At 39.7% G+C, this 20,110-nt stretch carries 19 protein-coding genes; 15 read left to right on the top strand and 4 right to left on the bottom strand.

The features are described from left to right. The 13 genes from istB to BM390_RS11215 form a co-directional block, all read left to right on the top strand. A partial coding sequence (gene istB / locus BM390_RS11270) for an IS21-like element helper ATPase IstB (protein ID WP_089854854.1) occupies positions 1–720 on the top strand: 720 nt, incomplete at its 5' end. Positions 721–805: 85 nt separating this feature from the next. Then, entirely contained in the window at positions 806–1,039 is a 234-nt protein-coding gene (locus BM390_RS15310; protein WP_143103173.1) for a hypothetical protein, read from the top strand. A 204-nt stretch (positions 1,040–1,243) separates the two neighbouring features. Continuing rightward, positions 1,244–2,311, top strand: a complete 1,068-nt coding sequence (gene rsgA, locus BM390_RS11265) for a ribosome small subunit-dependent GTPase A (RefSeq protein WP_062322043.1) — start codon at positions 1,244–1,246, stop codon at positions 2,309–2,311. Positions 2,312–2,325: 14 nt separating this feature from the next. After that, positions 2,326–2,964, top strand: coding sequence for a GNAT family N-acetyltransferase (locus tag BM390_RS11260; protein ID WP_062322045.1), 639 nt, complete (start codon positions 2,326–2,328; stop codon positions 2,962–2,964). A 381-nt stretch (positions 2,965–3,345) separates the two neighbouring features. Continuing rightward, a complete protein-coding gene (locus tag BM390_RS11255) occupies positions 3,346–4,758 on the top strand; it encodes a PTS mannitol transporter subunit IIBC (protein WP_089854850.1) in 1,413 nt (470 codons plus the stop codon). 328 nt (positions 4,759–5,086) lie between these two features. Continuing rightward, positions 5,087–7,171: a BglG family transcription antiterminator gene (locus tag BM390_RS11250; RefSeq protein WP_177220715.1), complete on the top strand. Its 2,085-nt coding sequence runs from the start codon at positions 5,087–5,089 to the stop codon at positions 7,169–7,171. Positions 7,172–7,202: 31 nt separating this feature from the next. Beyond that, on the top strand, positions 7,203–7,637 hold the full coding sequence (locus BM390_RS11245; protein ID WP_089854845.1) for a PTS mannitol transporter subunit IIA: 435 nt from the start codon (positions 7,203–7,205) through the stop codon (positions 7,635–7,637). Next, on the top strand, positions 7,638–8,789 hold the full coding sequence (locus BM390_RS11240) for a mannitol-1-phosphate 5-dehydrogenase (protein WP_089854842.1): 1,152 nt from the start codon (positions 7,638–7,640) through the stop codon (positions 8,787–8,789). A gap of 155 nt (positions 8,790–8,944) precedes the next feature. Further along, positions 8,945–9,124 carry a hypothetical protein gene (locus BM390_RS11235; RefSeq protein WP_062322047.1) on the top strand — a complete coding sequence of 60 codons (180 nt, stop codon included), beginning with the start codon at positions 8,945–8,947 and terminating at the stop codon, positions 9,122–9,124. A 129-nt stretch (positions 9,125–9,253) separates the two neighbouring features. Continuing rightward, complete coding sequence (locus BM390_RS11230) at positions 9,254–10,141, top strand: hypothetical protein (protein ID WP_089854839.1); 888 nt, start codon at positions 9,254–9,256, stop codon at positions 10,139–10,141. A 173-nt stretch (positions 10,142–10,314) separates the two neighbouring features. Further along, on the top strand, positions 10,315–12,774 hold the full coding sequence (locus BM390_RS11225; protein ID WP_062322051.1) for a heavy metal translocating P-type ATPase: 2,460 nt from the start codon (positions 10,315–10,317) through the stop codon (positions 12,772–12,774). 2 nt (positions 12,775–12,776) lie between these two features. After that, positions 12,777–13,061 (top strand): glutaredoxin family protein, encoded by a 285-nt coding sequence (locus BM390_RS11220; RefSeq protein ID WP_082394515.1) that lies wholly within the window; start codon positions 12,777–12,779, stop codon positions 13,059–13,061. 124 nt (positions 13,062–13,185) lie between these two features. Next, positions 13,186–13,752 carry a biotin transporter BioY gene (locus BM390_RS11215; RefSeq protein WP_062322053.1) on the top strand — a complete coding sequence of 189 codons (567 nt, stop codon included), beginning with the start codon at positions 13,186–13,188 and terminating at the stop codon, positions 13,750–13,752. A gap of 127 nt (positions 13,753–13,879) precedes the next feature. Here the strand turns inward: BM390_RS11215 and BM390_RS11210 are convergent, their stop codons facing one another. The 3 genes from BM390_RS11210 to BM390_RS11200 are packed head-to-tail and all read right to left on the bottom strand — an operon-like array spanning position 13,880 to position 16,402. Next, positions 13,880–14,287 carry a DUF2871 family protein gene (locus BM390_RS11210; RefSeq protein ID WP_062322056.1) on the bottom strand — a complete coding sequence of 136 codons (408 nt, stop codon included), beginning with the start codon at positions 14,285–14,287 and terminating at the stop codon, positions 13,880–13,882. Next, entirely contained in the window at positions 14,271–15,686 is a 1,416-nt protein-coding gene (locus tag BM390_RS11205; protein ID WP_062322058.1) for a sensor histidine kinase, read from the bottom strand. The genes BM390_RS11210 and BM390_RS11205 overlap by 17 nt, the downstream gene beginning before the upstream one ends. Then, on the bottom strand, positions 15,683–16,402 hold the full coding sequence (locus tag BM390_RS11200; RefSeq protein ID WP_062322060.1) for a response regulator transcription factor: 720 nt from the start codon (positions 16,400–16,402) through the stop codon (positions 15,683–15,685). The genes BM390_RS11205 and BM390_RS11200 overlap by 4 nt, the downstream gene beginning before the upstream one ends. A 160-nt stretch (positions 16,403–16,562) precedes the next feature. Between BM390_RS11200 and BM390_RS11195 the strand changes: the two genes are divergently transcribed. After that, positions 16,563–17,228 carry a hypothetical protein gene (locus BM390_RS11195; protein ID WP_062322062.1) on the top strand — a complete coding sequence of 222 codons (666 nt, stop codon included), beginning with the start codon at positions 16,563–16,565 and terminating at the stop codon, positions 17,226–17,228. Between the two features lie 171 nt (positions 17,229–17,399). On the opposite strand, the gene BM390_RS11190 is transcribed toward BM390_RS11195, so the two are convergent. After that, positions 17,400–18,590 (bottom strand): ROK family transcriptional regulator, encoded by a 1,191-nt coding sequence (locus tag BM390_RS11190; RefSeq protein ID WP_062322064.1) that lies wholly within the window; start codon positions 18,588–18,590, stop codon positions 17,400–17,402. 216 nt (positions 18,591–18,806) lie between these two features. On the opposite strand from BM390_RS11190, the gene BM390_RS11185 reads away from it, so the two are divergent. Continuing rightward, on the top strand, positions 18,807–20,087 hold the full coding sequence (locus BM390_RS11185) for a PTS sugar transporter subunit IIC (protein ID WP_062322066.1): 1,281 nt from the start codon (positions 18,807–18,809) through the stop codon (positions 20,085–20,087). The last annotated feature ends 23 nt before the right edge of the window (positions 20,088–20,110 follow it).

The following is a 20,110-nucleotide window of genomic DNA, read 5'->3' as shown; positions in this document are numbered from 1 at the left end:
ATGAATAATCAGATTATAGACTACGCGAAACGTTTAAAACTCAGTTGGATTCGGGAACATCACCATGAAGTGACAGCCGAGTCAAATGAAGATTACTTAATTAAGTTATTTGAAAAGGAAATAGAGCATCGTGAAGAGCGTAAAATCAACTTACTGTTGAAGCAAGCGCAACTGCCTAAAACTGGCCATCAGCCTTTTCAGTGGGAGCACATTCAGATTCCGCACGGAATCGATCGTGACTCAATTATTCAGGGTGATTTCATTAAGAGACAAGAGAATCTCATTCTCTATGGAGGTGTTGGGACAGGTAAAACTTATTTATCTACCCTCATTGCCATGAATGCCATACATAGATATGGCAGCCAGGTGAAGTTTTTCACTGTGGCAGGCTTAGTTAATAAGCTTATAGAAGCAAACCAACAAGGGCAGCTACCGAAGTTGATGAAACAGCTAGACAAGCAACACGCGATTATTTTAGATGAATTAGGCTATATCCCTCTCAACAAAGAGGGAGCAGAATTACTCTTTCAAGTCATTTCCATGTGTTACGAGAACAAGAGCCTAATCATCACAACGAACCTTCAATTCGGACAGTGGAATCACGTCTTTGGTGATCCGGTATTAACGGAAGCTGTCATAGATCGACTCATTCATCATTCACATTTATTAATGTTTAGAGGCGATAGTTTTCGTTATAAAGAGTCATTAATTCATGAGTAGATAGTGATGGCAAGTGGCATACAAAATTAATTGCCGTTTAACGCAATTGTCTATTGCCTAATACATTCTATTGATATCGTTTGTCTTGGCGTTGGTTGTTGGATTTATTTGTAAAAAGAAAAGTTCACGACTGACGTTTCTAGCTGTTGTTCTTGTCTACATCGTCATTATTGGCCTTTATCTAGGTATTTTACCTATAATTAATAAGGAAGTGCGTGTCTTTGGCTATACAGATACGTCTGTGCCGGTGATGCTTGGACTTATACCCATCAGCATCTGGTTAAATATTGTGTTGATTCGAATAAAATATAAGCGTTAAAAAATAATCAATAGTGTCTTTGAAATCTTTTTTCATGTACACTGATTCCAAACGATATTTGATTCCAAAAAAATAAAGCAAGGAGTATGTTATATGACACAAACAAGCGTATATTTGGAGATTGTGATGGAAAAGGAGGATGTAACAAACTAATCCTTACACCCTCCTTCCCTCGAAGTGAATAAGAGGAGGCTATCACTTAACATGAATAAATTAACGATGTATGGTTTAACCGAACAATTTACGCAGGAAGCACGTTTATATGAAGATTTGGCTTTAGCACGCGTGATTTCCCAGTATCAAGGTATGTATAAAGTTGCTACAGCGATGGGAGAGAGAATGGCAGAAGTATCAGGCAAGTTTCGTTATGCCGTGACTGACCGCGCCGAATACCCAGCTGTTGGTGACTTTGTCATGGTCGATCATGAGAGTCAGGCATCAGATATTGTGAGGATTCATCATATTTTAACACGGAAAAGTCTGTTGCTGCGCCGAGCCGTCGGTGTCAGTCATCAAGCACAAGTCATCGCAAGTAACCTTGATTACTTATTTATCGCGATGTCTTTAAATGAAAATTATAATTTAAACCGGCTTGAACGCTATTTAACGGTTGGATGGGATAGTGGCGCAACTCCGGTGATTGTACTCACAAAAGCAGATTTATCGAACCGTGTCGAAGAGGCTCTCGGTGAGGTAGAAGCTATGTCATTCTATTCCGATGTTATTGTGACGTCGAGTAAGGAAGATAATAGAGAAAAGTTTCACCCGTATTTAACAACGGGTAAAACCGCTGCTTTCATTGGTTCTTCTGGTGTTGGGAAAACAACATTGATCAATATGTTGCTTCGTGACCGTCGATTAGAAACGAAAGCGGTCGGTAAAGAAGCGAAGGGACGTCATACAACAACTAGTCGTGATAGCTACCCGACTATCTTTGGTGGTGTGGTGATAGATACTCCTGGTATGCGGGAGCTTGGTATTGATCAAGCAGACCTAGCAACGTCCTTTCAAGATATTGATATGTTAAGTAAGATGTGTAAATTTAAGGATTGTTCCCATACAAATGAGCCTGGTTGTGCCGTCCAACAAGCGATACAATCAGGTGAGCTTGATGAAAGACGGCTAGACAGTTATGTCAAGCTTAAACACGAAGCAGACTATGCCGGTTTAACAAGTAAAGCGATTGAACAAAAGAAAACGGAACGCATGTTTAAAGACGTCGGTGGCATGAAGCAGGCGCGCAAATTCGCAAAACAAAAACGAAAACAATGATGAGGGGGATACGCTTGAAGGTAACTGTTAGACAAGAACAACCTGAAGATTTCGACCGAGTGGAGACCGTCTGTCGCGACGCATTTTGGAATCTTTATATACCAGGAGCAGAAGAACATGCGGTGGTGCATAAACTTCATCATCATAAAGATAGCATTCGTGACTTGACCTCTGTCATAGAAGTTGATGGTGAGATTGAAGGGGCGATATTTTATACACCGTCACAAATTGTCACACCAGCCAATCATGTGATCGAGACCATTAGTTTTGGTCCAGTATTTATCTCGCCAAAGTATCAACGCCAAGGGTTAGGAAAAGTCCTCATCACAACAACAATCAAAGAAGCACAATCCTTAGGCTACCGGGCGATTATTACGCTCGGCTATCCGCATCATTATCAACCTTATGGCTTTAAAGGTGGAGAACATTATCACCTGTCAATGCCAGATGGTCTGTATTATCAAGGCTTATTAGTTCTGCCACTATATGAAAAGGCGTTAAATGGAATAGAGGGACATGTTGTGTTTTCTGATGCGTTAGAAGTTACATCAGAGGAAGTGGATCAATTTGATCAACGTTTCCCTCAAAAAGAGAAAGAATATCAGCCGAGTCAAGATGATTATGCGGAAGCGATTATGCTGTTGGATGAGTAAAACTTTGTGTTAATGAATATATTCAAAGAAAAAAGTTGATGGAAGGATAAAACCTCCCATCAACTTTTTTACTGCGCAATTGTCTGTGATAATCCATGATAGCCCCCCATGACGTGAGTGAAAAGGACGCTACGTTTGGATCAGAACAAGTGACAAAACGACATAAGTCAGGGGAGGTACTTGAAAACATGTCAGCGTCAAAACCCTTATACTTCATGTGTTACAAGACATTATTCGCAGTTGTCATATCGGTTATTTTAATCTTGTCAACAATTAGAGTGACAAATATGCGTTTACAATGTCTTGTATATCCCTATGTAAACGCTTTATTATTAAGGTGTACTTACTATTACTTTTATAATTTGAAAGGGGAATTTTATTATGGCTAAAAAGGGAGCAAGAGCAAAGATTCAACAGTTCGGTAGTTATTTAAGCGGCATGATTATGCCGAATATTGCAGCATTTATCGCATGGGGGCTAATCACGGCCTTTTTCATTCCAGATGGCTGGTGGCCAAATGAAACAATGGCCGAACTCGTTAGTCCAATGATCACGTATCTGTTACCATTACTCATTGGTTATACAGGTGGTAAGATGGTGTACGGTGCCCGTGGTGGTGTCGTTGGTGCCATTGCTACAATGGGGGTGGTTGTCGGTGCGGGAGGCACGCCAATGTTCTTAGGTGCGATGCTTATGGGACCACTTGCGGCATTCCTACTGAAAACAATTGACAAACCATTTTTACCAAAAATCCGTTCCGGATTTGAAATGCTTTACAACAATTTCTCAGCGGGTATTTTAGCCGCTATTCTAGCTGGTGTTGGTGTTGTCGGTATGGGACCAATCGTCAGTGCTTTAAACGAAGCGTTAGGTTCAGGTGTAGAGGCGATTGTTGATGCTGGGTTATTACCACTTGCAAGTTTACTCGTAGAACCAGCTAAGATTTTATTCTTAAATAACGTTATTAACCACGGGGTGTTTACGCCACTTGGTACAGAAGCAGCACTTGAAGCAGGTAAGTCTATTCTCTTCTTAATTGAAACAAACCCTGGACCAGGTTTAGGTATTCTGTTAGCCTTTGCGGTATTTGGTAAAGGGGCATCTAAATCTTCTTCATATGGTGCGATGTTGATTCACTTTGTCGGTGGTATTCATGAAATTTACTTCCCGTATGTGTTAATGAAGCCAAGCTTAATTATTGCAGCGATCGCCGGTGGTATGAGTGGTGTATTCACCTTCTCATTACTTGATGCAGGTCTGGTTGCTTCTCCATCACCAGGTAGTATCATTGCCTTACTTACAATGACACCACGTGGTAACTATATTGGCGTTCTTGCCGGTGTGCTTGTTGCTACAGCGGTATCGTTCTTAGTTGCGTCAGTTATCTTGAAGCGTGATAAGAGTGAAGATGACGGTGATCTTTCAGGTGCGGCAGAACAAATGCAAGCAATGAAAGGTAAAAAGAGTAGTGTATCTGACTCATTTACACCATCTGCTTCAAAAGAAATTAACCAAAACAATGTACAAAAGATTGTCTTTGCGTGTGATGCTGGGATGGGATCAAGCGCTATGGGAGCGTCTCTATTAAGAGATAAATTCAAAAAAGCGAATGTCGATGTCGAAGTAACGAATACAGCCATCAACCAATTACCGGAAGATGCTGATTTAATCATTACACATAAAGATCTAACGGATCGTGCGAAGAATAAACGACCAGATGCGATTCATGTATCGGTTGAAAACTTCCTAAACAGTCCGAAATATCAAGAATTAATTGATCAGCTTTCTAAATAGATAACACGTTCAACCTTACCTTCTGGTGATAAAGCTAAAGTATCAAGATACTGATAGCGCCAGAAGGTAAGGTTTCTTTTGACGTTTGAGGGGAATAAGGAAGTAGCGTATATATGTAGGCGGTCGGTAGAAACATTTAAACTTTGTCACAAAATATGTTTATAAAGGTAAGTCTTCATCACGTTTGTGACAAAACTTATTAAATCTTGTCATCTTGTCGCGCGACAAAATTGAAACTTCAATACATTGTAATCGCTTTATTTCTGTCTTATCATAAAAGTAAGGTAAGACTAAAAGCAAACAATGACTTGAGGTGAGGAGGTACACGGTGTATATATCAGGCAGAGAAAGAAGAATACTAGAAGAGTTATTAGCACATCCAGACGGTTTAACGGTTGAATCGATGGCGCAAACGTTAGATGTTAGTACACGTACGATTCACCGAGATTTAAAAATTGTCGAAGACATTTTGACGAGTTATGACTTAGCGCTAGATAAAAAATCAGGCGTAGGCATTCATATTACTGGAGCAAAAGAAGCGAAAGCTAAGTTGGATTTAGCCCTTACTCAAGTCGCCTTTACGGATTATACACCAGAGGAGCGACAAGCAATTATTTTAACGACGTTACTCGAAACGAATGGATCGACAAAATTAATCGTTCTGGCGAACGAATTGAATGTAACCGTCGCAACCGTTAGTAATGATTTAGACAAAGTCGAAGACGTGTTAACGGAACATAATCTGGAACTCGTAAGAAAAAGAGGCTACGGGGTTGAATTGATTGGAAAAGAGTCAGATAAACGTGCCACATTGAGTTATCTTATCTTTAAATATGTTGATGAACTTGATTTTCTCACCCATATTAAAAGCAAGATGAAAACACAATCGTCAACGATTGATACGGTATCTGAACGCTTGTTAGGTCTTGTGGATCAATCGAAACTGATCACGATTGAAAAAAGTATCAATTATATTAAAAGTGATTTACCTTATGAATTCGCGGATAGTTCTTATATTGGCTTAGTGGTTCACTTAGCCCTGGCGATTGAACGCCTTCAAAAGGGTGAACAAATTTATTTTGATCATGCTTATTTAGAAGAACTTAAACGGTCTAAAGAATACGCTGTTGCAGAAAAAATCATCTTGAGCTTAAGTGAAGCTTTTGAACTAGAGATACCAAAAGATGAAATCGGCTATATCACGATGCATTTATTAGGGGCGAAACTTCGTTCTGATAAAGGCATTATTATTGAAGAGTCCGCTGTCAATGTGTTGTATTTAACAAAACAACTAATCGTAGCGGTAGGAGAAAAAATAAATGCGACATTTGTCAGCGAAGACCGTTTATTAAAAGATCTTTTAACGCACTTGAAACCAACATTGTACCGGATTCAAAAAGGGATGTATATCGGAAATCCATTAAAGGATGATATTAAACGGGATTATCCAGATATATTTGAAGCGATTAAAGACAGCTGTGCTGCGATTTTCGATGCGGATTTCCCGGACGAAGAGATCGCCTATCTTGTTTTACATTTCGCCGCCGCAACAATTGAACGAGCTTCACCGCAGCACTTAAGTGTTCTCGTGATTTGTTCGAGTGGCCTTGGGACATCGAAAATGGTGTCATCCCAATTGACAAATAAAATAAGTGGCATTAGTCGCATTGATCAAGCGTCGTTATTTGAATTAGAATCAAGAGATTTAGCAGACTATGACTTGATTTTATCAACCATCCCGTTAAAAGATTATGTAGAAAAGTATACGTTGATTTCGACGATTTTAACTGAAGAGGATATTGAAAAAATCAATGTCTTAATCAAAGGGAAACAGTTAAGGCAAGATTTGTTGAAGCGGAATTATATTGAACCGAAAAAAGATGACGCGTTTAGTCTTGATCGTCTAGAGAAAATGCAGCTGTATTCAAATATTATCTTGAACATATTAGGTACGTTTTATATTGGAAAGATTGAAGTCACGGATAAAAAAGCGATACTAAGTAGGATTAGTCAGCGACTAAAGATGGAGCAACTGATTCATGATGACGCGGCGCTGACGCACGCGTTACTGGAAAGGGAAAAGCATGGAGGACTTGGCATACCAGGCACGTCACTTGCCCTTTATCATACCCGGTTAGCGAGTATTCAAAAACCATTGTTTCAACTATATGACTTGAGACACCCGTTAACACTCACATCAATGAATCAAGAAGAGATGACCGTCACGCGTCTAGTGATGATGCTCTCACCCATTGAGGTCAGTGATCATGTCTTAGAAGTGTTGAGCTTCTTAAGTACATTGATTATTCGAGATGAAGCGAGTAGTCGAGCATTCGAAATACTAGATGAGCAGGGGCTCAAACGCTATTTATCGCAAGAACTAAACAGTTTTATTAATGACAAACTATCATAAATACAAAAAATAAGAAAATGGAGTGATTCACATGGAAAAAGAAATTTTAACAACAGCCAACATTGAAATTGGTGTAAGTTTAAACACAAAAGAAGAAGCGATTCGTTATGCGGGGAAAGTCTTATTAGATAATGGCTATATTGAGGCAGCGTATATTGACAAGATGATTGAACGCGATAAAGTATCAACAACTTATATCGGCAACAAAGTTGCCATTCCTCACGGAACAGAAGATGCGAAAGAATCAGTAGAAGACACAGGCTTATCTATTGTGATCACAAAAGATAGTGTCTCGTTCGATGGTAATGATGTAAATATCTTAATTGGTATTGCGGCCAAGGGAAATGAACACTTAGAAATTTTATCTAAGATCGCGATTGTGTGTTCAGAAGATGAAAACATTGAAAGAATCATTCATGCGCAGAGTAAACAGGAAATTATTGATATTTTCGGAGAGGTGAATTAAATGAAAGCTGTCCATTTTGGTGCTGGTAACATTGGTCGCGGATTTATTGGCTTACTTCTATCACAAGCGGGTTATCATGTCAGTTTTGTTGATGTAAATGAACAAGTGATTGATGCAATTAACGATAAACAACAGTACAACGTCTTACTAGCTGATGAATCACAAGAAAAAATTCCTGTGTCAAATATCTCGGGAATCAACAGTATGAAAGAACCGGAAGCTGTTATAGAAGTCATCGTAGAAGCCGATATTATTACAACAGCAGTGGGGGCATCTATTTTACCAATCATTGCGGATCTTCTCGCAAAAGGTTTAACGAAGCGATTAGAAACAGCTAATGCTCCTTTAAATGTCATTGCTTGTGAGAACATGATTGGTGGTAGTGCATTATTAAAAGACGAAGTGATGAAAAAAGTGACAACTGAGGCCGCGAATGTATTACTGACGCATGTAGGTTTCCCTAATGCAGCCGTTGACAGAATTGTGCCTAATCAATCACACGAAGATATCTTAACCGTCTCAGTAGAACCGTACTCTGAATGGGTTGTCGATCAATCGATGATGGTGGGAGACTTGCCTGACATTAATGGGATGACACGTGTCCCATCACTTGATCCCTTTATTGAACGCAAACTATTTACGGTTAATACCGGTCATGCCGTCACCGCTTATTTTGGCTATCACTTCGGTTATCACACTATTAAAGAAACATTAGAAGATGAAGCTGTATTAGCTTTAGTAAAAGGTGCACTCAAAGAATCAGGTCAAGTGATTACTTCTAAATTTGATTTCTCTGAAGCAGAACATGAGAAATATATTGATAAAATTTTAGGGCGTTTCTTAAATCCGTATCTATCAGATGAAGTGACGCGTGTAGCGCGAGGACCGCTTCGTAAATTAGGGCAACATGATCGTCTCGTTCGTCCGGCTCGTCTTTATTATGAGTTAGTTCATGAAGAGCCAACACATTTAGCGAAAGCTATCGCAGCGGCTTTGTTGTATGATTACAAGGAAGATGAAGAGGCGGTTAAACTTCAAGCAATGATTGAAGCAGACGGTTATGAAAAGACACTTGAAGTGGTCAGTCACTTACATGATTCTGATTCACTGACCAAAAGCGTATTAAGTCAAGTGGACGCTTTAAAAAAATAAAAGTTAGTAACGCTCTATCACTTACAGTAATCTCTAATGTTGAGTATAAACACCCTGCCCGGTGTGAACCGTCTAATGCTTGTTATGGTTAGGCGGTTCTTTTTATTATTTTCTTTATGCTATACTAAAAAAGTCATCAACAGAGGAGGCTTAATATGAATCCAGTAGTAGATATGGTCATAACAGTTGTTTTAGGGTTTATTTTCTTTATCGTCATCTCTTCTATTTTCGGAGGAGAACCTCAAGCGGAGTCGTTTTTCTTAGCCGTTATCGTGGGGCATCTTTTTAATGATAAGTATCAACTAGCGACACGTTTCACAAACTTTTGGACGTGATTTACATTGATTTAAAACAGAACGGTGTGACATGAAGCATGTTGCGTTGTTCGGTTTTTTTTCACCTAAAATTAAACAGTAAGAAAAGAATAACCGTGATGAATGGTGAAATAATAAGGAGATGATAGAATGGATGTATTAAAAACAAGCCAGTGGATGAAACGACACGCCAGACCCTTAGAGTATGCACGGTGGAAGTATCTCTTTGAAGGTGGGGAAAGAGAATCGGTGAGAGACTGTTTACAAGCTTATCAAAATGATGATGGTGGATTTGGACATGGCTTAGAGCCTGATTATACGATGCCGTACTCTTCGGCGATTCAAACATGGTCGGCGTGTCGTATTATCAACGAATTAAACTTACCAAAAGAAGATCCGGTTGTTGAAGCGGTCGTTCAATATTTGATCAATACATTTGATGAAAAAACAGGTCTGTATCAAACAGTGGTACCTGATATGAATCAGTATCCACATGCGATGCATTGGCATTATGAAGACGGTGTTCAGGCGAACTGGGGGTATAATCCGACCGTTGAATTGGCAGCTTATCTAAAGCTATGGTCCGCTGATGAGCGCAGTGACATAATTGTTGACCAAATCCTCACAGGTGCTATTGAGCACTTATTGACTATTGAAACAATGAATTTTCACGAGTTAAACAATTACCAACAGCTGCTTATGTTATTAAAAGGACAGTTACCTAAAGAACAACAGCTACATGAGAAGGTAACGCATTTGAAAGAATCAGCCTTCAGCAAAGATCCATCGACTTTTGGTAAAACCTATCAAGGCCTACCAATGGATGTGATTGAAGACCAAAAAGATGAGCTTTATCCGAAATATGAAAGCCTCATTCAAGCCCATTGTGACTACTTAAGCGAGAGCATCACAGAAGAAGGGATATGGCCTATCACATGGGAGTGGGGAAGGGATCAAGAAGCTTTTTTAATCGCTAAAAGATACTGGCAAGGCATTCTTGCGATTAAGCATGTTCAGTATCTAAAGCGATTTAAGTGAAAGAAGGACAAGAAAGAACAAGGCAATCGCTTGACAGTTTAAGATTACAGTTGTAAACTAAAGGTATTGAAAAAAGATTACAACTGTAAACAGTCAGAGGTATAGGCTATTCTTGTTCCTAAGATGAATAGATTGCCTGATGCTGTTTAACACTTAACATAGGGGTGAGAAGGATGGAAAAAACATTACCAGTGGAAGGCATGACGTGTGCATCTTGTTCGCAAACAGTAGAAAAAGTCATCAGTCAATTAGATGGTGTAAGTGAGGCGTCGGTTAACTTAGCGACAGAAAAATTAACCGTTCATTATAATGAAGCTAAAGTCACGCTAGAAGATTTAGCTGATACAGTAAAGGATGCTGGTTATGAACTGAAATTACCACGTGATGAGACGACGTTTATTGTCAGTGGGATGACGTGTGCGTCCTGTTCACAGACGGTTGAAAAAGCGGTGAATCAGCTAGCTGGTGTCGAAAAAGCACAGGTTAATCTTCCGACCGAAAAGCTTAACGTCGCATTTAATCAACAAGTACTGACAGAAGCAGATATTATCAAGACAGTCCAAGAAGCGGGTTATGATGCCAAAGTAGCTTCAGGCGCTTTAGAGCGAGAAGATACAAAAGTAAAAAAACAAGCCGAAATGACACGGATGTGGCAGCGGTTCTTTTATTCAACTATTTTTACCGTGCCACTGTTATATGTATCGATGGGCCATATGGTCGGTTTACCGTTACCATCCATTATTGACCCAATGATGCATCCGGTTATCTTTTCATTTCTGCAACTTATCTTAACCATACCTGTTATGGTACTCGGCTGGCCATTCTTCCATGTTGGGTTTAAAACGCTCGTGAAACGCCATCCCAATATGGATTCTTTAGTGGCACTTGGGACAAGTGCAGCCTTTCTTTATAGTTTAGGAGCAACTGTTGCGGTCGCATTAGGTGAGAGTCACTATGCGATGGACCTTTACTATGAATCAGCAGCGGTCATTTTAACGCTCATTACGTTAGGTAAATATCTTGAAGCACGTTCCAAAGGAAAGACATCTGAAGCCATTGAAAAGTTGATGGGTCTCCAGCCGAAAACGGCTAGAGTGACACGTGATGGCGAAGAAATGAAAATTCCGATTGAATCCGTTCGAGTAGGAGATACGATTATTGTTAAACCAGGTGAAAAGTTACCGGTTGACGGGATTGTCACTGAAGGAAAAACATCGATTGATGAAGCGATGCTAACAGGTGAAAGTATTCCGGTTGAAAAAACAGCGGGAGATCCTGTGATTGGTGCGAGTATGAACAAAAACGGCACGATACAATATGAGGCAACAAAAGTCGGTGAAGATACCGCCTTATCACAAATCATTAAGCTTGTGGAAGATGCGCAAGGGTCAAAAGCACCGATTGCAAAGCTGGCTGACATTATTTCAGGATACTTTGTGCCAATTGTGATTGTGATTAGTATTCTCTCAGGCCTAAGTTGGTTTATTGCCGGTGAGACAGGACTATTTAGTTTAACGATTGCGATTTCTGTCTTAGTCATCGCTTGTCCATGTGCGCTAGGCCTCGCAACACCAACGGCGATTATGGTAGGTACGGGTAAAGGCGCAGAAAATGGTGTGCTCATTAAGAGTGGTGTCGCACTTGAAACAACGCATAAACTCGACACACTCGTCTTTGATAAAACAGGTACCATCACAGAAGGTAAGCCTGTCGTCACCGATATTTTAACGGTAAATAGTACGGCAGAAGAAGAACTGTTACAACTAACAGCGTCAAGTGAGAAGGGCTCAGAACACCCACTTGGTGAAGCTATTGTGCGTGCCGCAGAAGATAGACAGCTGACGTTTTTAACAGTGGATCAATTTGAAGCGATACCAGGTCGTGGTATTGACGTCTCGATTAATCAGCGTACATTACTAGCAGGGAACAAAAAGCTCATGACAGAGCGCGGCATATCATTAACAGCTGTCGAAGAAGCTTCCGATCGCCTAGCAGGTGAAGGTAAGACACCGATGTATATTGCGATTGATGGTGAAATGGCCGGTATTATTGCGGTGGCAGATACGGTGAAGCAACATAGTAAACAAGCGATTGAAAAACTCCACCAGATGGGTATTGAAGTCGTGATGATCACCGGGGATAATTTACGCACCGCCGAAGCAATTGCTAAAAGTGTTGGCATTGACCGGGTGCTAAGTGAAGTCTTACCTGAGGACAAAGCTAATGAAGTAAAAAAACTGCAAGCCGAAGGCAAGAAGGTCGGGATGGTTGGTGATGGCATTAATGATGCGCCGGCACTTGCCCAGTCTGATATTGGTCTTGCGATTGGTTCTGGTACGGATGTCGCGATGGAGTCAGCGGATATTGTCTTGATGCGTAGTGACTTAATGGACGTGCCGACGGCACTTGAACTGAGTCATGCGACGATTAGAAATATTAAACAAAATCTTTTCTGGGCTTTTGCCTATAACGTGATTGGTATTCCGATAGCGATGGGACTCCTTCACATCTTTGGTGGCCCTTTGCTTAACCCGATGCTCGCAGGGGCCGCGATGAGTTTTAGTTCAGTCTCTGTTTTAGTCAATGCGTTAAGACTGAAACGGTTTAAACCAACCCGCACAAAGGCGGTGTAACGATGAGTAAAGCAGATAAACTCGTTCTCTACACCCGTCCTCTGTGCGGGGACTGTCAACAAGCGAAAGCTTATCTCAATGATCAACGCATCGTTTATGAGCATAAAAATGTTGAAGACAATCCAACGGTTGAAGCTGAATTGGTTAGCCTGACCGGCTCAAAGATTGTCCCAGCGTTTATCTTCTTAAAGCGGAATCTTTTGGGTAAGCAAAAAGTCGAAAAGACTTTTATCGGCTTTGAAAACAAAAGACAAGCCATTGAATCTTTACTTTTACAATTTAAATAATGGTAACAAACATATATTAACACCAGTTATTCTTACGTATAAGGAGCTGGTGTTATTTTTTAGGTTTACAAATCAATGGATGTCCGCTATACTATCGTTAACTAATTAATAACGGAGGTTAACAATGAATTTAAAAAAATTGATGTACATATCGATCTTTGTTGCTGTGATGGGCGTGCTCGGTTTACTTCCGCCGATTCCTCTTGCTTTTTCACCTGTTCCGATGACACTGCAAACACTTGGAGTTATGCTGTCTGGTAGTATTTTAGGGTATCACCTTGGGAGTAAATATGCAGGTATGAGTCTCGTTGTATTCTTACTTCTCGTCGCTATTGGGCTGCCACTTCTTGCGGGAGGGCGTGGTGGATTAGGGGTGTTTGTTGTTCCATCTTCGGGTTATCTCATTGGCTATCTGTTTGGTAGTTACTTTATCGGCCTGATCGTTGAACGGTTTAAAGGCCCTTCGTTTTTCAAGTTTTTTATGGCTAACTTTATTGGTGGCGTATTGGGCGTGTACCTTTTCGGTATCCCGGTACAAGCCTTTATGATGGAGATATCACTATTTGAGGCGCTTGTATTAAGCGTGGTTTATTTACCAGGTGATATCTTAAAAGTTATCATTGCCTCACTTGTCGCTTTGAAAATGTCGAAAGTACCGCTAGTGAGTAAAGAGAAGACCCGAAGCCTCTAAGTGCACAGCACGTTATGACGATTCACTTTTCGGAGTTTCAAAGACTTAATCATGAAGACAAGAAAAAGTCCCAAGTAAGCGATAGTTACTTGGGACGTGATTTAGTCATGTTAGCGAAAGTTAAAGGTTATAGCGCTTTTTTCACTCGGAATAGGATCATGATGAGCGTCACTGCTAACACGATGTGCCCGATGCCTGATATGCCAGAAATCGACGCGTTTAGTGCACTTGACATAGTCGTGCCCAGTACCTCGGTTACACCACGGATCAAAAATCCGATAATACTAATGTTCAGTCCTATGTGATAACCAATCACAAGGCCTTTGGTCTTTGGAAAACGTGACCAAGCGAATTGCTTTTCTAGAATCAATAGAAACAAGAAGAAAAATAGACCTAAGCTGATATAATGCCCATGGATTAAAGATAGGCGAGTACTTTCTGTATAGCCCGATAACTTAGTAAACTCACGATAAAAAACACCTGATGTGAGTCCTAAAATAGTATAAACGATAGCGGCATTAAGATAATGTTTCATTGGATGGTATCCTCCTTAAATGAATGGTTATTTTTAGTCCGCCAAGCGGACTTTTTTCTGCTTTTATACGCCCTTCATGAGCCTCCACAATGTCTTTTGCAATGGCCATTCCCAGTCCACTGCCCTCACTTTTGGCCTGTGTATGTGTTCCTCTGTAATAGCGTGTGAATATATGGTCTAGTTCCTGATCACTTACCCCTACGCCATTGTCATCAATATGAATGGTTACCCAATGCTCATCACGACTGTCCACATGGACATTCACCGAAACAGGCGCTTCATTGTGTACAAAACTATTGTAAACTAAATTGAGCAACGCGCGTTTAAATAGTGACTTATCTAGTTTAACTGAGACGACATCATGCGTGTGTGTAAAGGCCACTGTATGGTCTTGGTTTAAAAGACGCGGACTGTTGAGTACGTCAATTAAATCACGCTTAATCTCCTGTATAAGATTAACGGGTTCGCACTGCAAAAAATGATCAGAGTGTTTCAAGCGCGTCGTTAAATTTAAGTCTGCAAGCAATGTTTCAATATACGTGCCTTTTTTTACTATCACTTCTTTATAATGTTGCCGTTCTTCTTCGCTCATGTCATCACAAGCTTCACCTAACAGTTCTCCGTACCCCATCATAGATGTTAACGGCGTCTTGATATCATGAGACAGGTTTGAAATCCATTCCTCACGCATGGCATCAGCTTCTTCACTTGCTTTTCTAGACGCAGCGAGTTGTATGCTCAGCTGATTCATTGCCTTCTCAACAACGGCATAAATGCCACGTCCTGGCTCTTTGGTTTGATAATCGCCTTCTGAAAGCAGGACAATTCGGTTGGTGATTCTATGAATAGGTCGGCTTATGCTATACGTATAAATATAACTGATCATCAACAAGACCATGACATTCATCCCTAACAGCCAATACATATTGTAAGCTGCGCTAACTTTTTTTGTATCTGAGGTGTACAGTGTTCGCTTAACTTGATCAGGATGGTAAAATAGCAGCGCCGTGTAGGGCGTTTCTACGATTGAAATCGTTTCAACAAACGTTGTAACAGCATCATTCTCATAAAGTTCAATAATGGTATTAGGACTGTACACAGTTGCGGTGTCTGTAGGAACATTATAACGAAGCACTTCTTTAAACTGAGGATTTAGCAATTGTAAACCTACAGTTGTTTGATCTAAATGCTCAGCCAGTTCGGGAGTGAGGCTAAACGTGTGTCCTTCTTCATGCAAAATACCTTGATCAATCTGAGTCAGCGTTGTCGATGGGGTAAAGTGGTATAAATCAGCTTCTTTATAGACATAGCTCCGCATGTAAAAAATATTGATGATGACGATAAACAAGCAAGCGATAAAAAAAGAACCGGCATAATGCATCATAATTCTAACCCTCATGCATCCCCACCTCTTAAGACAAACTTGTAGCCAAGCCCTATCACCGTTTGAATCCATTTAGGACGAGAAGGTTCCTCTTCTATTTTGAGTCGCAATTTTCTCATATGCACAGAGATGGTGTTATCAAATCCAATGAAGTCTTCGCCCCATACGGCATCACAGATCATTTCTTTGCTTAGAATTCGATTGGGATTCTGTACGAGATAAAGGAGTAACGTGAGCTCTTTTGCCGTAAAATCTAATATTTCGCCATTCTTATACACTATTCGCGCTTTAGAATCGACGGTTATGTTGCCAAAGGTGATGTTTGAATGCGGGTCTTCTTTTTTTTCATTAGGTGTGACCCTCAACCGAGCTTTCACCCGAAAGGCGACTTCTTTTGCGCTGAAAGGTTTGGTGATGTAATCGTCTGCCCCCATAGCAAATCCAAGTAGACGATCCATTTCCTCGTCTTTTGCGGAAATAAATAAAATAGATACGGGTTTGATTGCTTGCAGTTTTGAAAACAAATCATAGCCGTTGCCATCAGGCAACATGATATCTAGTAGCACCAAGTCAGGCATGATGCTCTTAAAACTTTCTAGTCCATCTTTTGCGGTATGAGCAGTATGAATATGACTAAACCCCTCACGCGTTAGCACTGTTTTAAGCAAATCGGCAATGTCTTGTTCGTCATCTATGATGAGAATGGTCGAACGATACGTTTTTTCATTCATGACATCGACCTCCAATTTTTTTCATTATACCATAGCCAGTCATTTTAAATGGTGAACCTTAACCGATTTAAGATGAAATTAAGATGCGCTTAAAGCAGGTTTTAATCGGCTTCTCTATACTAAGATTATCACTACACTTACCTCAAAAAGGAGCGTTTTTATGCAAGCAATTATGGAACCAATTTTTCATGTCCCGTATCTTACCACTGTCGTCCTTATCGGACTCACAATGATAAGAACATCTAATGGCAACAACTATTTTAAATGGTTTGGCATTATGTCTGTCACATTGGGTTTAGGTGATGCTTTTCATCTGATTCCTAGAATCATTGCCTTAGTAACGACAGGTTTTGAAGATCATGCTGTCTCGCTTGGTTTTGGCAAGTTTGTTACGTCAATAACCATGACCATTTTTTATTTAATCCTCTATACGCTTTGGAAAAAACGTTACGCTATTTCAAACGTTCCAAAACTGGATAGTGCAATGTGGCTTCTTGCCACAATCCGCATTGCTCTTTGCTTCTTTCCGCAAAATCAATGGTTTATTCATGAACCAGCTGTCACATGGGCGATTCACCGCAATATCCCTTTTGCGATTATGGGTCTTATCATCATCGTTCTTTTTTATAAAAGTGGGGTCCGACACAACGATAAAAACGTTAAAAAAATAGCGCTTGCTGTCGTTTTATCTTTTGGTTTTTACATACCTGTTGTCCTTTGGGCGCACGTTCATATGCTCATTGGTATGCTGATGATTCCAAAGACGCTCGCCTATGTATGGATCATATTCATTGGATTTGGAGAGTTTCGACAATCGCGTCAATAAACATATGCTGAATTTTAAATGTGACCCGTTCATTTAAAGCAAACAGATGGAATTAAAAAGATTGGGTCTATCAAAAAAATCTTAGACAATATGAATAGCGTCACATCAAAGGGAAAGTTTTGATGTGACGCTATTATGTTTGCGCCTCTATTTCGAGTGTTCTTCAGAAGATTAGTTATGTGGAAAAGCAATTAAATCATACGTTATCGCAATAGCCGCCCCGCCAACAGCGCCGTTAAAAGAGTTATAGGGTTCTACCAGAACGTCTTGTCGTTGTTCAAATCCTTTTAGTAAAGGTTTAAAAGATAATTGTTCATGCAGTAGGTCAATTAAAGGTGCATATTTAAACAATTTCCCATGAACATATACTTTTTCTGCATCAATCATCATATTTAAATTTGTTAACGATACAGCTAAGTATTTAATCGCTTGATGCAGTAAAGTCGTCATTGTTCGGTCACCGAGCTTAGCCGCCGTAAGCAAATCATCCATTGTTAAAGCTTCTTTATTATTACTTAACTCTCTAAGAAAGGTTGTTTGGTTAGCGTCATAAACGAGTCGCGCTTTTCTCATTAACCACGTTTCACTCGCGTAAGTTTGGAGACAACCGTATTTACCGCATTCACATAATTCACCTTCTGGATTTACGATCGTGTGTCCCATCTCTCCAATTAAAAAATTATCTTTTCGATATAACTTATTTTCAAACATATAAGAATAATGCATGCCATGTCCAACATGGAAATAAATAAAGTTTTCTGATTGTATGTCTGTTGTAAATAATCTCTTAGCTATAGTCATCGCGTTTACATTATTATCAAAATACATCGGTTGTGAAAAAGCCGCCTGTAACGTCTTTAAATTAAAGTGTTCCCAGCGCTTATTATTCGTGAGGATCTCATCCGGCTTTTGTTGATTATAATGTCCAGGTAAACTAACACCTATGGCTCTGACTTGTTGATTAAATGGAGATAAGAACGCCTTTAATGTCTGAATGTAATCAGTCACGGAGTGCATAGATAACTGATCAGAAGGATAGTGTTTTTCTCTTGTTATAACGTCACCTGTATTATCCGTTAGCACAAAACTAAATCGAGATTCTGATATTTCTGATCCAACAAAATAAAAACGTTCTTTAGGAATATCTAATAGAATCTTTTTTCTTCCAGCTGTTGGTTGATTATTCATTTGTCCTGTTTCTACAATGCTTTCTTCTTCTAATAGATCAGCTGTTATTGTACTGACTGTTGCTGGAGTGATGCCAGTATCTTTAGCGATATCTATTCGAGATATCGGTCGCTCAGCATAAATCTTTTCTAATATCGTTGCGCGTATGAGTTGTTGTTTTTTTGTTAAAGACATCGTGTCCGCCCCTTTAATCGTGCTATTTCTAGATTATAGCATAAATTAATTATAAATAATAATTAATTGACCAAAAACTATTGACAACGGTTTCAGTCTAGTTCTATAATAACAAGGTAATTAATTATAAAAAGTAATTAATTATATCTTTAATATTAATAAAGTCATTTATTTGATTATAAAAAATAAATAAATGACAAGAAGAGGAGGATTTTGATGAAAAATATTAATCAGGTGTTACAAGAAAAATTAATGCCGTTTGCGGGTAAGTTAGGAAACAACAAATTTTTAATTGCGATCCGCGATGGGATTACCATGGCTATGCCACTCATCATCATTGGTTCGCTATTAATGGTCATTGCCAGTTTTCCTGTTCCCGGTTGGGAAGATTTCTTAGGTACGATCGGCGTGTCTGGTTACTTATGGAAAGGTGTAGACAGTAGTTTTGGGTTGATTGGTTTAATTGCTAGTTTTGGTATTGCTTATAGTCTTACTAAACAGTATAAAGTTGATGGTGTCGCCTCAGGTATTATCTCACTGGCAGCCTTTATAACGGTTACCCCCTTTGTTACATCAGATATGGGCGCAGGGATGCCAACGACGTTTATGGCTGCGCGTGGGTTGTTTGTTGCTATTATTTTAGGTCTTACCAATGGTTATGTCTATCAATGGTTTATAAATAAAAACATACGAATTAAATTACCGGACAGTGTGCCACCAGCTGTCGCAAAAAGCTTTAGTGCCATTATTCCAGGCGCCGTCATTATAGTTTTTTGGTTATTTGTCTACGGTCTAATTGATACCTTTAACTGGCCACATATACACGAGCTAGCCCAAGTCGTGTTAGGTAAACCGTTAGGTCTACTCGGTAATAATGTATTTGGCGTCTCCATTTTAGTCGGTTTAAATAGTTTGTTTTGGTTTGTAGGTATTCACGGTGGAAATATTGTGAACTCGGTTATGCAACCCCTTTGGTTGTCCAACCTTGATCAAAACCGTGCGGCATACCAAGCGGGAGAAGAACTCCAACATATTTTCACAACGGTTTTCATGGACAATTTTGTTTACATTGGTGGTGGAGGAGCAACGATTGGTTTAGTTTTAGCTTTAGCCTATTTAGCAAAGAAAAAGAATGCCAGCCGTCAATCTCGTGTCTTAACCCCGTTAACAGTTGTCCCGGGCTTGTTTAATATTAATGAGCCAACAATGTTTGGTGTACCGGTTGTCCTCAATGTGCTATTGATTGTGCCGTTTATTTTAGCGCCTATCTTTAACTTAGTGATCGCTTATATAACGATGTTATCAGGGTTGGTACCACTTACGTATACCGCACCATCATGGACGATGCCGCCAATTATCAGTGGTGTTTTAGCAACGGGTAGTGTGAGTGCATCCATCTTACAATTGGTGTTAATTGTTATCGATATTTTACTATATTTACCGTTTGTGTTAGCGGTTGAAAAAAGGTTTAAAGCGGATGAATTATCTAGTAACTAAAAGTATATTTTAAGGAGAGAACA

Source organism: Halolactibacillus miurensis (genome assembly GCF_900116255.1).
In the GTDB taxonomy this organism is placed as follows: Bacteria; Bacillota; Bacilli; order Bacillales; family Amphibacillaceae; genus Halolactibacillus; species Halolactibacillus miurensis.
Note: the sequence above shows the minus strand (reverse complement) of the source record. Positions and strands in the feature narration are given on the sequence as shown.